This is a genomic window from Aquimarina sp. MMG015, assembly GCF_018100855.1.
In the GTDB taxonomy this organism is placed as follows: domain Bacteria; phylum Bacteroidota; class Bacteroidia; order Flavobacteriales; family Flavobacteriaceae; genus Aquimarina; species Aquimarina latercula.
In genome coordinates, this window is sequence record NZ_JAGJEB010000016.1 from 1 (window position 1) to 14,891 (window position 14,891).

General features: G+C 31.5%; 14 protein-coding genes. 10 read left to right on the top strand and 4 right to left on the bottom strand.

From position 1 onward, the window contains the following. Positions 1–79: 79 nt before the first annotated feature. Both J8L88_RS21500 and J8L88_RS21505 read left to right on the top strand, forming a co-directional pair. A complete protein-coding gene (locus J8L88_RS21500) occupies positions 80–1,282 on the top strand; it encodes a glycoside hydrolase family 88 protein (RefSeq protein ID WP_211061810.1) in 1,203 nt (400 codons plus the stop codon). A 14-nt stretch (positions 1,283–1,296) separates the two neighbouring features. After that, complete coding sequence (locus J8L88_RS21505; protein WP_211061811.1) at positions 1,297–3,711, top strand: glycoside hydrolase family 2 TIM barrel-domain containing protein; 2,415 nt, start codon at positions 1,297–1,299, stop codon at positions 3,709–3,711. 84 nt (positions 3,712–3,795) lie between these two features. On the opposite strand, the gene uxaC is transcribed toward J8L88_RS21505, so the two are convergent. Both uxaC and J8L88_RS21515 read right to left on the bottom strand, forming a co-directional pair. Beyond that, entirely contained in the window at positions 3,796–5,205 is a 1,410-nt protein-coding gene (gene uxaC, locus J8L88_RS21510; RefSeq protein ID WP_118388866.1) for a glucuronate isomerase, read from the bottom strand. A 217-nt stretch (positions 5,206–5,422) separates the two neighbouring features. Continuing rightward, positions 5,423–6,238, bottom strand: a complete 816-nt coding sequence (locus tag J8L88_RS21515) for a mechanosensitive ion channel family protein (protein WP_211061812.1) — start codon at positions 6,236–6,238, stop codon at positions 5,423–5,425. Positions 6,239–6,454: 216 nt separating this feature from the next. Between J8L88_RS21515 and J8L88_RS21520 the strand changes: the two genes are divergently transcribed. From J8L88_RS21520 to J8L88_RS21540, 5 genes are all read left to right on the top strand, one after another. Continuing rightward, a complete protein-coding gene (locus J8L88_RS21520; RefSeq protein ID WP_211061813.1) occupies positions 6,455–7,039 on the top strand; it encodes a HupE/UreJ family protein in 585 nt (194 codons plus the stop codon). 85 nt (positions 7,040–7,124) lie between these two features. After that, positions 7,125–7,556, top strand: coding sequence for a dCMP deaminase family protein (locus J8L88_RS21525; RefSeq protein ID WP_027393961.1), 432 nt, complete (start codon positions 7,125–7,127; stop codon positions 7,554–7,556). Next, complete coding sequence (locus J8L88_RS21530) at positions 7,556–9,133, top strand: S41 family peptidase (protein WP_027393960.1); 1,578 nt, start codon at positions 7,556–7,558, stop codon at positions 9,131–9,133. Before J8L88_RS21525 ends, J8L88_RS21530 begins: the two co-directional genes overlap by 1 nt. 21 nt (positions 9,134–9,154) lie before the next feature. Then, complete coding sequence (locus J8L88_RS21535) at positions 9,155–9,442, top strand: hypothetical protein (RefSeq protein WP_211061814.1); 288 nt, start codon at positions 9,155–9,157, stop codon at positions 9,440–9,442. Between the two features lie 49 nt (positions 9,443–9,491). Then, positions 9,492–9,806 carry a hypothetical protein gene (locus J8L88_RS21540; protein WP_108803438.1) on the top strand — a complete coding sequence of 105 codons (315 nt, stop codon included), beginning with the start codon at positions 9,492–9,494 and terminating at the stop codon, positions 9,804–9,806. Between the two features lie 3 nt (positions 9,807–9,809). Here J8L88_RS21540 and J8L88_RS21545 read toward each other — a convergent pair whose 3' ends face one another. Next, positions 9,810–10,010, bottom strand: coding sequence for a hypothetical protein (locus J8L88_RS21545; RefSeq protein ID WP_027393957.1), 201 nt, complete (start codon positions 10,008–10,010; stop codon positions 9,810–9,812). Further along, complete coding sequence (locus J8L88_RS21550) at positions 10,011–10,583, bottom strand: MarC family protein (RefSeq protein ID WP_027393956.1); 573 nt, start codon at positions 10,581–10,583, stop codon at positions 10,011–10,013. A gap of 114 nt (positions 10,584–10,697) precedes the next feature. On the opposite strand from J8L88_RS21550, the gene J8L88_RS21555 reads away from it, so the two are divergent. From J8L88_RS21555 to J8L88_RS21565, 3 genes are all read left to right on the top strand, one after another. Then, on the top strand, positions 10,698–11,267 hold the full coding sequence (locus J8L88_RS21555; protein WP_027393955.1) for a DUF3109 family protein: 570 nt from the start codon (positions 10,698–10,700) through the stop codon (positions 11,265–11,267). Positions 11,268–11,346: 79 nt separating this feature from the next. Next, positions 11,347–12,000, top strand: a complete 654-nt coding sequence (locus tag J8L88_RS21560; RefSeq protein ID WP_035085791.1) for a hypothetical protein — start codon at positions 11,347–11,349, stop codon at positions 11,998–12,000. Positions 12,001–12,054: 54 nt separating this feature from the next. Further along, positions 12,055–14,889: a CHAT domain-containing tetratricopeptide repeat protein gene (locus J8L88_RS21565; protein WP_211061815.1), complete on the top strand. Its 2,835-nt coding sequence runs from the start codon at positions 12,055–12,057 to the stop codon at positions 14,887–14,889. The last annotated feature ends 2 nt before the right edge of the window (positions 14,890–14,891 follow it).

Sequence of the window (14,891 nt, forward strand, 5' to 3'; positions counted from 1 at the left end):
ATTCCCATTACCAGCAGAAGAATTAGCTAGAAATCCAAACTTAGAACCGCAAAACCCAGGGTATTAATTGATGATATCTATGATAAAAGAAAAAAGAAAAATACTTTTCGGATTAATTATCACTTTACTAATATGTTTTACCGCGTGTAAGGATATTTCTTCGGATAATAAACAAGAAGATACAATAGCTGAAGAGGATAAGATTATTCAATATTCAGATAGGCTTTCATATTTATTAGAGTATCCAGTAGATTCTTTAGCTTTTCCAAGAAGTGCTGATGATAATGGGATTATTAAAAAAGTCCCTTCAAAGGATTGGACCAGTGGTTTTTTTCCAGGTACTCTTTGGAAAATTTATCAATTAACTGGTGATGCTAGATATAAAGCAAAGGCTAAAGAATGGACAACTTTTATTGAAAAAGAAAAGTATAATGATAGAACCCATGATATGGGATTTAAAGTGTTCTGTAGTTTTGGAAATGGATACAGAATGACGAATGATGAATCTTATAGAGTCATTATTTTAGAAAGCGCAGAAACTTTATCGACTAGATATAACAGTATTGTCGGATCGATTCGTTCTTGGGATTTTAATAAGGAAGAATGGCAGTTTCCTGTGATTATTGATAATATGATGAATTTAGAATTGCTTTTTGAAGCATCTAATTACTCAGAAGACCCTAAATATTATAATATAGCCCAACAACACGCTAACACGACTTTAAAAAACCATTTTAGGGAGAATAATAGTAGTTATCACGTAATAGATTATGATACCATAACTGGTAATATTAGAACAAAGGTAACTCATCAAGGTTTTAGAAATGAATCGTCTTGGGCAAGAGGCCAAGCTTGGGGACTTTATGGTTATACGATGGCATATAGATATACTGAAGATGTAGAGTTTTTAGAACAATCTAAAAAGATTGCTTCTTTTTTTATGGAACATAAAAACCTCCCAGAAGATGCTGTACCATATTGGGATTTTGATGCTCCTAATATTCCTAGTGAACCAAGAGATGCTTCGGCTGCGGCAGTTATTGCTTCAGGAATGATAGAATTATATGAATACACCAAAGACAAAAAATATCTGGAATTTGCAGATGAAATTATAACAAGTTTATCATCAAAAAAATATGTAATCCAAAAAGAAACTAATGTACCCTTTATTCTAAATCATAGCACGGGAAATTGGCCTAAAAATGATGAAATTAATGGACCAATTAATTACGCCGATTACTATTTTTTAGAAGCAATTTTAAGGAGAAAGAATCTTAAGTAAAGCCTATAAGTCCTATGAATAATACTATTTTTTCTTTTTTAAAATTGGCACAGTTTATAGTGTTACTTTTTTTATCCTCTTATTGCTTAGCGCAAATAAGTAGATTAAAAGAAAATATAAATGATAATTGGGAATATTTAGAGTTGAGTATCGAGAATATTGATCAAGTTTATAAACATACAGATTGGGTCTCTATTAACTTGCCGCACACTTGGAATAATTATGATACTATGGATCTTGATCCAGGTTATCGAAGAAGTGCAAGTTGGTATAGAAAAAAACTTAAGTTCGAAACAATAAATCAGGATGTTGCTTATGTCTTGTATTTTGAAGGTGCAAATATTACTACCCACGTATATGTAAATGGTAAACTAGTTGGAGACCATAAAGGAGGCTATATAGGGTTTTCTTTTGATATTTCTAAAGAGCTAAAAACAGGAAATAATGAGATACTTGTTAGGGTTGATAATAGTTATGATCCCGAAATAATACCTTCACAAAAAAGTGACTTTTTTATATATGGGGGAATAACCAGAGACGTATGGTTACTTCAAAAACATAAAACTAATATTTCGAATCTAAAAGTAAATACTCCATTCGTTTCTCCTGAGAAAGCTTCGCTAAAACTGGATGTAAACATTGCAGATCTTAAAGAAAATGAAAAATACGAAGTAGAGGCTAGGCTTTTTGATCCAAATGGAAATGAAATACAAGTGGTTAGGGAAAAGGTATCAACGAATCAATTGATACTAGATTTTAAGGATACTATTAAACCATTGCTTTGGGGTATCGACACTCCCTACTTATATAGCGTTGATATTGCATTATTAAAATCTGGGAAACACATCGATAAATTGTCAGAAAAAGTAGGCTTCCGCTGGTTCGAGTTTAAAAAAAATGGACCATTTTATCTTAATGGGAAAAGAGTATTGTTACGAGGAACACATCGTCACGAAGAACATGCAGGATATGGAGCAGCAATGCCTAATGAATTGCATCGCAATGATATTAAAGCTATAAAAGAGATGGGTGCTAATTTTATTAGGTTAGCACATTATCCTCAGGACCCAGAAGTTTATAAAATGTGCGATGAGTTAGGAATTTTAGTTTGGGATGAATTACCTTGGTGTAGAGGAGGAATTGGAAATGAAAATTGGAAGACCAATACCAAAAACATGTTATCCGAAATTATCAATCAAAACTATAATCATCCAAGTGTTATCATATGGTCTTTAGGAAATGAAATTTATTGGTTGCCAGATTTTAAGGATGGGGATAATGAGAAGAAATTAAATGATTTTTTAGAAGAATTAAATACACTATCACATACATTAGATCCAACAAGAAAAACTGCTATCCGTAAATATTATTCAGGATCAGATATTGTAGATGTATTTTCACCATCTATCTGGTCTGGTTGGTATTCTGGTAGTTATACTACCTACGAAAAAGCTTTAAAAAAATATATAAAAGAATATGATCATTTTCTCCACGCTGAGTATGGAGGGTCTAGTCATTATGGGAGACATACAGAAAATCCAATAGACGGTAGTGGAGCTATGGATCCGGATGGATGGACAGAAGCTATTACACAAACTTCTGTTACTAATATTGCCAAAATAGGTGATTGGAGCGAGAATTATATTGTAGATCTTTTTGATTGGCATTTAAAGATAGCAGAAACTAATCCATCTTTTGTAGGGAATGTACAATGGGCGTTTAAAGATTTTGGAACACCGTTAAGACCAGAAAATGATATTCCATATGTTAATCAAAAAGGGATTATGGATCGAGAAGGGAACCCTAAAGATGCATACTACGTTTTTAAAAGTTATTGGGCAAAGGATCCATTTGTATATATAGAATCTCATACCTGGACAGAAAGACAAGGACCTAAAGATACCTCACGAACCATTAATGTATTTAGTAACTGTGATACAGTAGAACTATTTTTTGAAGGAAAATCTCTAGGGCGAAAGAAAAAAGATATTAATAAATTTCCAGCTTCTGGATTAACCTGGGACCTACTTTTTAAAGAAGGTACTAACCAGCTAAAAGCAATTGGATATAGAGATGGTGAAAAAGTCACAGATAGTCTTAAAGTAGACTATAGGTATAAGAAAAATGATGTGGCTAAGTCTTTATCACTTTCCTATAAAGAATTAAAAAATGGTAATTATTTAATTACTGCTGTTGCAAAAGATAAAGAAGGATTGATATGTTTAGACTATGAAGAGCGAGTTTATTTTCAATGCTTATCTGGAGGAGTTAATAAGAAATACCTAGGCACACCAATGGGCAGTGAATCCATTAAAATGTCTAATGGGAAGGCACAAATTGAAGTTGTGCCAAATAAAGAAAACTCTACTGTCGAAATGATGGTGTTAAATCAAAGTTTTAAAGGAACTTATTTAACCATATCAAAATAATAGTTTAATAGTTAGAGTTTACATTTTGTTAGTTTTTGAATTGTTTTTAGGGGAGGTGTTTTGTGATGCCTCCTCTATTGTTTTTTAAAAAGGAAAAAAGGCTTTAGCATTATGGTAACAAATGTCAGAAACAATTTTACCTAACCATTTTTCATCCTTAGGTAATATTCCATTTTTTACATCACCTCCAATCAAATTACAGAGGATACGACGAAAATAATCGTGTCGCGGAAAAGATAAAAAACTTCTTGAATCGGTTAACATCCCAACAAAACAACTAAGCATACCTAGACTAGACAATGTATTTAAATGTTTTTCCATACCATCTTTTTGATCTAGGAACCACCATGCTGCACCATATTGAACTTTTCCTTTAATAGTACCATCATTAAAATTACCAACCATAGAAGCAAAAACCTCATTGTTTGATGGATTTAAGTTATATAGAATAGTTTTTGCAAGTTGATCTGTTGTATCTAAAGAATTTAAAAATCCACTTAAATTTTTGGCTTGGGAATAATCACCAATAGAATCAAATCCCGTATCAGGACCAAGTTTTTTTAGAAGCCTCCTATTATTATTTCTAATTGCACCTAGATGATATTGTTGAACCCATCCTCGTTTATGATAACAGGTGCTTAAAAAATATAGAACTTCAAACTTAAAATAATTAATTTCCGAAGTGCTTATGGATTTTTGATTTTTAATTTTTTTGAAAATCTGTTCGATATTATAGGTTCCTTTTTTAAAGTGATATAGGTTCTCTAAACCATGATCTGATAATCTACAACCTGTTTTATGGAAGTAATCAATTCTATTTTCGAGTGCAGCTAAGAGATCTTCAAAGTTTTTAATTTGGATATTGGATTTGATCTCTAACTTATTTAGATACTTTAAATAACTTTCGATATTTTCTACCGCATAGGACTTATCCGGTCTAAAAGTTGGTAGTAACTTCATTATTTTTTCCTTACCTGCATACGTAGTATGATGTATTAACGTATCTATAGGGTCATCTGTGGTACAAACTACCTCCACATTATTCATCTTTAATAATCCTTGTACGGAGTGGCTGGAACGTTGTAATTGTTCATTGGCTGATGAGTAAATTTTCTCAGCTGTTTCTGGAGATAATAATTCAGAGATAGAAAAATGCTTCTTAAGCTCCATGTGTGTCCAGTGAAACAATGGGTTTCTAATGCTGTAAGGAACTGTCTCTGACCACTTCAGAAATTTGTCTTTATCATTAGCTCTACCCGTAATATACATTTCTTCAATGCCTAATGTTCGCATAGCACGCCACTTATAATGATCACCTTCTAACCAAACTTCACCAATAGTCTTGAATTTTTTGTTTTCACAAATGTCTTTTGGAGATAGATGATTATGATAGTCTATAATGGGTAGATCTTTGGCATAAGAATGATAAAGAATTCTTGAAAATTCATTCTGTAATAAAAAGTCATTATGAATAAAGGTAGAAGTTGCTTTCATATTCCCTAGCTAGTTTGAATTAAAACATAATTGCAATATAGCTACCATATGGTATTCAAAGATTTTTTTTTGGGTAATGAATTGTTCAATCTCTGTTATATTTTTTGTCTCGACAAAAAAGTAAAGCTTATAAAATGTTAGGTTGGATTTCTTTTTTTTTATTTAATAAAAAAAAGGCCTCAAATTATGAGACCTTGTTATGTTATTTATATAAATATTATTTTACATTATGAATATGTACATCTCTTTGAGGGTATGGAATTGATATCCCTGCTGCATCTAATGCATTTTTAGAATCCTCTAACGCACTGAAGTAAACATCCCAATAATCTGCAACATTAGCATTTGGTCTTACTACAAGATTAATAGCATTATCTCCAAGTTCGCTAACGGCAACAGTAGGAGCTGGATCTTTCAAAACTTTTGGATTATCAATAAGAACTTTCATAATAACATCTTTGGCTTTTTTGATATCATCTCCATATCCAATACCAATGTTAAGATCTACTCTAAGTGTTCCTTGAGAAGTGTAATTAATAATATTTCCATTTGATAAAGTTCCGTTAGGAATGATTGCTTCTTTATTATCTGGGGTTGATAATTTTGTTGTAAAAATTTCTATTTCTTTTACTACACCTATTACACCTTGGGCTTCTATTAAGTCTCCAATTTTAAATGGTTTAAAGATCATAATAAGTACACCACCAGCAAAATTAGCTAAAGACCCTTGTAAAGCTAAACCAACTGCCAAACCAGCTGCGGCCAGTATTGCAGCAAAAGAAGTAGTTTCTACTCCAACCGTACCAAGCACTGCAAGTATTAATATGATTTTTAGAATCCAACCTAAAAGATTAGTCAGAAATTTTTGAAGGCTTTCATCATATTGTCTAACCTCCATAACTTTAGAAATACCTTTCATTAGTTTTTTTATGACCCAAGAACCAATGATCCAGATCAGAATAGCTCCTATTACCTTTGGTCCAAAATCAACGATAAATTCAATACCTTTATCTAACCATTTTTGAATATCCATATACAAGTTTTTTAAATTTATGATTTGTAAATCTTAAAATTAATGATTTATGCTTTTTATAGCTTAATACAATATGTAAGAATGCTAAAAATTCGACAAAGAGTAATTCAATTCCTTTAAAAGGTTGATAATCCTAAAGTTTTTATAAGAGTTCCTACAAAACTTCTGCATTCTTCATTTTAATTGTACATTAGGCAACCTCAAAAAAACAAATTTATGTCAGAGTTTTTATACTTTTTTAAAGAAGGTTTCTTTCACGTTTTAGATTGGCAAGCATATGATCATGTCCTATTTTTTATAGTTCTTATTATTTCTTATACTTTTGACGATTGGAAAAGAATATTAACCTTAGTTACTTTATTTACTTTAGGTCATACCGTTTCTTTATTTTTAGCTGTTTATGATATAGTTACTGTAAATTCAAAACTGGTAGAATTTTTGATTCCAATAACCATATTGATAACCGCTTTATTTAATGTGTTTACGGCAAAAAATACAACCAAACAAGATAAAATAGGTGTGTTATATGCAACCACTGCGTTTTTTGGGCTTATTCATGGACTAGGTTTTTCAAGTTATTTTGATATGATTAGTAGTGCTAGTGATTATAAAGCTCTGTCAATTTTAGAATTCGCTCTTGGTATTGAAGTTTCTCAAATTATTGTAGTACTAATAGTTCTGATTATTAGTTTCCTTGTTCAAACAATTTTTAGATTTTCTAAACGAGATTGGATATTAGTAGTCTCTTCTATAGTAATTGGGATGGTAATCCCTATGATAATTTCAAGCAAAATATGGTAATTAATTATCAATTAGGGTTGTATTTGACACATAGTCATAATATATTCGTACTTTATTAATAATAAGTACTATCCAATTTATATATATGCCCCAAAATAAGCAATTAAAATATGATAAGGCCTATCTAAGAATAGCGAGAGAATGGGGGAAGTTATCTCATTGTGAGAGAAAAAAAGTTGGTGCGGTTATTGTAAAGGATAGAATGATTATTTCTGATGGATTTAATGGAACTCCAACTGGTTTCGAAAATCCTTGTGAGGATGAAGAGGGATATACGAAATGGTATGTGTTACATGCAGAAGCAAATGCAATTTTAAAAGTTGCTTCTTCAACACAATCTTGTAAAGGAGCTACGTTATATATTACACTTTCTCCTTGCAAAGAATGTAGCAAGTTAATTCATCAAGCAGGAATAAAAAGAATTGTTTATCAAAATGCCTATAAAGATAATTCTGGGCTTTTGTTTTTAGAAAAGGCTGGTGTAGAAATAGAAAAGATTACTGATTTAGACGATTAATGGGTTATTCAAAAAAATACTTGCCATTATTTATTGGTTTGGCGATGGGAGCGGGAGTTTTTTTAGGAAGTAAACTCAATTTTAGCAATCCATCAGCTAAGCTATTTTCCTATAATGCTAAAAAGGAAAAACTAAATAGGCTTATCGATTATATAGATTATGAATATGTTGATGAAATCAACACAGATAGTATTGTTGATGTGACAGTAAATAGAATTCTAGAAAACCTTGACCCTCATTCGGTTTATATTCCTCCAGAAGAGTTAGAAGGTATTACAGAAAGTATGCAGGGAGATTTCATTGGAATAGGTGTAAGTTATTACCCTTATAGAGATACTATTTCTGTTATTAATACAATTAAAGGCGGTCCTAGTGAGCGATCAGGAATTTTAGCTGGAGATAGAATCCTCATGGCGGATCAGGATACGTTGTATGGAGAGCGCTTAAGAAGAGATGGATTAGCAGATAAATTAAAAGGAGAGCTAAATAGTCAAGTACAGTTAAAAGTATATAGAAAAGGTACGGGGATATTTGATGTAGTGGTAAAACGTGGTCGAGTACCATTGAGAAGTGTGGATGCTAGTTATATGCTAAAAGATAAGTTAGGGTATATAAAGGTGAATCGTTTTGCAGAGACTACCTATAAAGAGTTTAAAAAAGCATTAGATTCTTTACAAGATCTTGGTGCAGAGAATTTAGTTGTGGACCTTAGAGACAATGGAGGAGGTTTTATTGCCCCTGCGTTAAAAATGGCTGATGAGTTTTTGAAAAATGATGAATTGATCATGTTTACTAAGAATAAAAAAGGAGCCATAGAAAATAATTATGCCACACGTAATGGAAGTTTTGAGAAAGGAAACGTCTATGTGTTGATTAATGAAAATTCCGCTTCTGCTAGTGAGATTTTTGCTGGTGCAATACAAGACAATGATAGAGGAACTATTGTAGGACGGCGTTCTTATGGAAAAGGTTTGGTGCAGAGAGAAATGGCGTTAGGAGACGGTAGCGCGATTCGATTGACAATTTCTAGATATTACACACCAACTGGGCGATCAATTCAGAAGCCTTATGAGAATGGTAATAAAGAGTATTTTAATGAATATTTAGAAAGATATAAAAACGGAGAATTGCAGAATGCAGATAGTATACAGGTTGCAGATTCTTTGAAATTTAAAACTCCAGGTGGTAAAACGGTATATGGGGGTGGAGGAATTATACCTGATATTTTTGTTAGTAAGGATACGACAAGAGTAGGAGAAACCCTAGATTATATGCTTAGATCTGGAAGAATGGGAGGGTATATTTTCGAGGAATTGGATAAAAAGAGACCATTTTATAATGAATTGACAGAAGAGCAATTCAAAGAAGAAATAAGAATAGACGATGATTTTGCAGATGGATTTCTTGTGTATACAAGAAAAAATGGAATAGATATTAATTTAAAAAATTATCGAGAACAATTAAAGAAATATTTAAAAGCTATTATGGCCCAACAACTATTTGGGACTAGTGAATTTGAAAAAATTATTAATGAAGATGATAAAATGATTCAAAAAGTTTTATCTATTTCTGATTAAAAACTTAAATCCAATATAGAAATGGAATCATTACCTGGTTTTTTAGCGATTTCTTGTTTCTGTTTTTTCTTAGTAGCAGCTATAATTACATTGATCAATAACAGTGCAGCTATTTTATTAAGTCATGGGATTTTTGTACAATCATCTTATCCAGCCACTTCATTGCTAAAAAGACATATAAAAAGTACATCAGATATTAGGTTTAAGAAATCACTGAAGAAAGCTTTAGTGTTAAGAAAATTACACCAACTATTTATAATGTTTTCATTAATATCTGGAGTTTTTCTGGTAATATTAACATTTAAATGATATTTTTAAAAACAGAAAAAGACCTAAGAATCTTATCTCGACCCCAAATATGCCTGAATTAAAAGAATATTTATTAGCAATTGCGCTTTGCTCTCCACTTTTTTTCTTTATCGTGGCAGTAGGGTTTCGGTTGTTAGATAATAGTGCATCATTATTTTTAGATAATGAGATTTTGGTAGATTCTTCTTACGTATCAGGTGATTTAATTAGAGAACATATCGAGAGTACAGAAGATATGAAATTAAAAAAATCACTAAAGAAAGCATTGATATTTAGAAAACTGCACAATCTTTTTATGATTCTGGCGGTAATTTCATTACCACCAGTAATCATTGCTTGTTTTCTTGTAACCTTTATAGCCTAAAATTTATCCGTTTTTGTGTTTTTGTTGTATAGCTCTGGAGACCAAAAGTATCGTAAGCAATACAACCACACATGCCGAACCAAGAATACTGATTAATGCTGTTTTGCTATCTCCTTGCAGAATATTGCTAAAGTCTAAAACTGTAGCATTATAAATAATCAAAGAAATGGCTATCACGATTAAAGCGTAAATAAAGTACTTCATTTAAAATAGTCCTTTTATATTAGTTGCAAATAACTTTACTGCAATTGCAAGCAAAATTACACCAAATATTTTTCTAATAACATTAATTCCTTGTTTACCTAGTACTTTTTCTATTCTTCCAGAAGCCTTTAATACAATATAAACAAAAATAATGTTGACAACAATAGCGATTACTATGTTTATAGGTTGATACTCTGCTCTAAGGGATAATATAGATGTCATCGTTCCAGCTCCAGCAATAAGTGGAAATGCTAAAGGAACTACTGCCGCAGTTTCAGGTTCATCATCTTTGTATAACTGAATTCCTAAAATCATTTCTAATGCTAAAAAGAATATGATAAAAGCACCCGCCACAGCAAAAGAATTAACATCAATCCCAATAAGATTTAGAATCTCTTTACCAACAAATAAAAATAATATCATCAAAATTGCTGCTACTAGAGACGCTTTTTCACTTTGTATGTGACCTACTTTTTTACGAAGGTCAATAATAATAGGAATGCTACCTACGATATCGATTACCGCAAAAAGTATCATACTAGCAGTCAATATTTCCTTTAAGTCAAAGTTCATTTTAGTTGATTTTTTATGGTTAGTGCCAAAGTGCATGGACTTAGCAGTATAAAAGTAGCATAAAAAGATAAATAATCAGTAAAATTTATCTTTCATAAAAACTATCTTCGCAATATGTTTCAGTTAGGCAAAACCATCGTTTCAGAAGAAATCATCGAAAAAGATTTTGTGTGCAATCTTTCTGCTTGCAAAGGTGCTTGTTGTATTGATGGCGAAGCAGGTGCTCCATTAGAAGAATGGGAAACCCAAAAATTAGAAGAAATTTATCCTATTGTTAAGCCTTATTTAAGAAAAGAAGGTATTGAAGCAGTTGAAAACCAAGGAGCTTTTATAAAGACTGAACAAGGTGATTTAGAAACTCCGTTAATAGAGGGAGCAGATTGTGCGTATGTTATTTTTGATAAAAAAGGCACAGCTTTATGCGCAATAGAAGAAGCTTATAATCAAGGAGAAGTAGATTGGAAAAAACCAATATCATGTCATTTATATCCAGTGAGAGTGCAAGATTACACAGAGTTTTCTGCTGTTAATTATCACAAATGGGAAATATGTGATGATGCGTGTACACTAGGAAAAGAACTTCAGGTACCTGTGTACAAATTTGTAAAACAAGCATTGATACGTAAGTTTGGAGAGGACTGGTATATGGAGCTAGAAAAAGTAGCAGAGGATCTTAGAAAATAAATTTTCTTATTTTTATTGTTATTAATGTTTACCTATTAGGGAAAAGGAATACTAACATTAAAACCAAAACAATAATTTTATGAAAACAATTCAAGTATGTATCGGACTATTTATGCTCGCTGTTGTTCCTTTTGGATGCAGTGATGATGATATAGTAGATGACATCGTTGTTCCGGATGCAGAAGAAACAGGAACATTCTTAGAGCAAGATCTTCATCTATTGCATTTAAGTAGGCAAGATGATTTGATTGCAGAAGAAATTGCATCAGTTGAAGAAGAGCTAGCTAACGATCCTAATAATCTGGATTTACAAGGGCAGTTAGAAGAATTAGAAGGAAGAAGAGAGGCTAATACAGAGCAGATCGATTTTCTGAATGAACAAATAGAAGAGGTTGTAGGTGATCTTGCGGTACGACCAAGAGTACCTAGACTTCCGCCAGTTCCGCCACCACCGCTTCCTTGTACGTGTTTTACGGATGTAGAATTTAGTAGGTTAGAACAAATTTTATTGGCAGGAAATGCAGAAGGGTTTGCAGTAACAGTTTTTACAGAAAATCAAGAAGTAATAGCAGAATTTGGTAATCTTACAGATTTTGAAGATACAGGATTGCAGGTAATTTCTTTGAATGAAGCCATAGATTTTCAAGGAAATGTGACAGTTCAAATTTCTAAGTTCTTTGAACCAATTGGTGATATAACTACCTATTCTATAGAAGGGAGTATTAACCTTTAGTTACCTTCATAAATAATAATTAAATTAGCTCTCAATCACTTGAGAGCTTTTTTTATGAAATATATTCTTGTTTTAGCAGCCATTTTTACTGGATTATCATGTTATTCTCAAACAGAAGAACAATTAGCAGATTATGAGTATTTCTTAAATAAAGGAGGTACTTTTTTGTACGCAAATAAAGATAGTGCTTATGTATATTTATCAGAAAGTTATAAAGTTGCTGATGAAAGTAATTATCTAGATGGTAAGTTAAATACGTTAACTTACTTAGTCCAAGCAAATGGATACCATTTTGATTTAAAAAAATTAAATCAGAATTTAAAAACTTTTGAAGAGGTGTTAAAAGATGAAGAGTCGGTTGATACCCTAGAGTATGGAGCAATTTATCAAAGAAGATTTTTATTAGAAAAGGGACAATACTTTTATAAAATTAATAATTACCAGACAGCTTTAAGATATTTTAATAAACTAGTTAATGATTTAACTGATTCAAAGTCTAACGGAGATGATTTAATGAATGAATTAAATGAACTCTATTCTGCATATTCTTTTATAGCAGCTGTGTATGAAAAAACCGGAAAATATAGTTTATCAAAGGAATATCATAATAAAACCTTATCCATTACCGAAGCATATCCTGAAATAAATTGGAGCAGACATATTCTTAATACTAGAATGAGATTGGCTAGAGTTTATGAAAATGAAAGTGATTATTTAAGTGCAAATGGGCTATTAAATGAAGTACTACCGGTTTACATTTCACAAAAGGAAAACCCAAGATTTAAGAATAACATTCTTTCTACGTATCAGCGCTTATCAAGGAATTATTTATTGCAGGATAGTATAACAAAAGCAATAGATGTGCTTAAAGAAAGCGAAGTGTACTATTCTGAAAATGATCCTTTTAAAAGATCTGCTGATATGCTGTATGGTGATGTTTATTTAGAAAATAAGCAATTTGATGAGGCCGAAGCTTTTTACCAATCATATCTAATAAAAACAAAATCTTATAGACAGAATGAAAAACATCAAGATATAGCAGAGGCTTTTTCTAAATTAGGGCAACTATATGTATCTAAAGATAATCCGAATAGGGCATTAGCATTTTATCAAGAATCTTTGATGCAGATAGCACCAAACTTTAACGATAAGGATATCAAAAATAATCCTGATCCTAAAAAAGTACTGTCTAAACTAGAGCTGGTAAAAGTGTTGAAAGAAAAGTTAGAAGCACTACGATTATTGTATCAAAAAAGTAATAAAATTGAAGATCTTAAGATAGCCTTTTCCACTTCTCAGGAAATTATCAAAACACTAGATTTATTAAAACCTGAGTTCGAAAGTAAGGTGGATAAGCAGTTTCTGATATCGGAGATGTATCCAGCTTTTCATAGTATGGTGGCCGTTGCATATGATCTTTATCAGGCTACTAAAGAACCTATATATATTGATAATGCTTTTTATTTCTTTGAAAAAAGTAAAAGTGTATTACTGTTAGAAGCAGCAAGAAGTACACAAGCTAGTTCTTATGGTGGAGTTCCAGAAGATATTGTGGATAAAGAGCAGCAGTTCAGAGCAAATATCATTCATTTAGAGAAAAAGTTCTTTAATCAAAAATCTAATATGGTGGTTTTTGATTCCTTGTTTCAGCTTAAGAATAAATATTATAATTTCATTTCTGATATAGAACAAAAATACCCTAAATATTATGATTTAAAGTATAATGCGGATGTAGTGAGTTTAGAAGAAACAGCCAACCAGTTAATAAAAAACAAAGCACTATTAAGTTATTTTTCTACAAACACAGATTTGTATTTGATTACAGTAGAAAAGAATAAGAAAAACATCTATAAAATACCTTTAGGCTCTGAAGATCAAGATAGAATTACGCGTTTTTATTCTCTATTGTCAAAGGTTAATATTAAAGATGTATCCGAGATTTATAAAACAGGAAATTTAATTTATAATCAGATTTTAAGAAGGTCTTTAGAAGAGATAGAGGCTAAGGAGCTTGTAATTATTCCTGATGGAGTTCTGAATTATTTGCCGTTTGAAGCTTTATCCGCATCAAAGGATGTAGCAAATTACTTAATCCAAGAGTACCAAATCTCTTATACTAATTCTTCAACATTACTTAGAGAGCAACAAAATAAATTAAAGAGTGATAAAAATAAGTTGTTAGCATATGCTCCAAGTTTTGAAATAGTGGATAAAAATATTTCACAAAACAGATCTGATTTTGGACCGTTGCTATATAATAAAGATGAAGTGGATCAAATAACAAAATTCTTTGAAGGAAAAGCTATTACAGGTGATGATGCATCGCTAGTATCATTTTCGGAAGATTCTAAGGCATATAATATGCTTCATTTTGCTACACACGCGGCTACCAATGATGAATATCCAGACTACTCTTATTTAGCGTTTGCTCCAGATGATAAAGGAGAGACTAGTTTGTTGTTTGTTAAAGATTTATATGGTTATAGTATTAATGCTGATTTAGTGGCATTAAGCGCTTGTCAAACAGGTTTAGGGAAACTTCAAAAAGGAGAGGGTATGCTTAGTTTGGCGAGGGGTTTTAGTTATGCAGGTGCTAAATCTTTGGTTACTACATTATGGAAGATCAATGACCAAACCACATCAGAGTTGATGCAGGAGTTTTATAAAAACTTGAATAAATCGTTATCGAAGGATCAAGCACTAAGAGAAGCTAAGTTAACCTATCTTAATAATGCTGATGATGAATTATTAAAACATCCATATTATTGGTCTGGATTTATGATTTCTGGTGATACAACTCCGCTCCAAAAAAAGACCTCATACCTTTGGTGGCTGTTATTGCTTGGTATTCCAATTTTAATCGTAGTAATAAGAAAAATAAAAAAATAGAT

Coding starts and splice junctions, on each gene's coding strand:
- J8L88_RS21500 (WP_211061810.1), top strand. CDS start 80: ATGATAAAAGAAAAAAGAAAAATACTTTTCGGATTAATTATCACTTTA.
- J8L88_RS21535 (WP_211061814.1), top strand. CDS start 9,155: ATGGAATCATTACCTGGTTTTTTAGCGATTTCTTGTTTCTGTTTTTTC.
- J8L88_RS21560 (WP_035085791.1), top strand. CDS start 11,347: ATGAAAACAATTCAAGTATGTATCGGACTATTTATGCTCGCTGTTGTT.
- J8L88_RS21555 (WP_027393955.1), top strand. CDS start 10,698: ATGTTTCAGTTAGGCAAAACCATCGTTTCAGAAGAAATCATCGAAAAA.
- J8L88_RS21525 (WP_027393961.1), top strand. CDS start 7,125: ATGCCCCAAAATAAGCAATTAAAATATGATAAGGCCTATCTAAGAATA.
- J8L88_RS21545 (WP_027393957.1), bottom strand. CDS start 10,010: ATGAAGTACTTTATTTACGCTTTAATCGTGATAGCCATTTCTTTGATT.
- uxaC (WP_118388866.1), bottom strand. CDS start 5,205: ATGAAAGCAACTTCTACCTTTATTCATAATGACTTTTTATTACAGAAT.
- J8L88_RS21515 (WP_211061812.1), bottom strand. CDS start 6,238: ATGGATATTCAAAAATGGTTAGATAAAGGTATTGAATTTATCGTTGAT.
- J8L88_RS21505 (WP_211061811.1), top strand. CDS start 1,297: ATGAATAATACTATTTTTTCTTTTTTAAAATTGGCACAGTTTATAGTG.
- J8L88_RS21530 (WP_027393960.1), top strand. CDS start 7,556: ATGGGTTATTCAAAAAAATACTTGCCATTATTTATTGGTTTGGCGATG.
- J8L88_RS21550 (WP_027393956.1), bottom strand. CDS start 10,583: ATGAACTTTGACTTAAAGGAAATATTGACTGCTAGTATGATACTTTTT.
- J8L88_RS21565 (WP_211061815.1), top strand. CDS start 12,055: ATGAAATATATTCTTGTTTTAGCAGCCATTTTTACTGGATTATCATGT.
- J8L88_RS21540 (WP_108803438.1), top strand. CDS start 9,492: ATGCCTGAATTAAAAGAATATTTATTAGCAATTGCGCTTTGCTCTCCA.
- J8L88_RS21520 (WP_211061813.1), top strand. CDS start 6,455: ATGTCAGAGTTTTTATACTTTTTTAAAGAAGGTTTCTTTCACGTTTTA.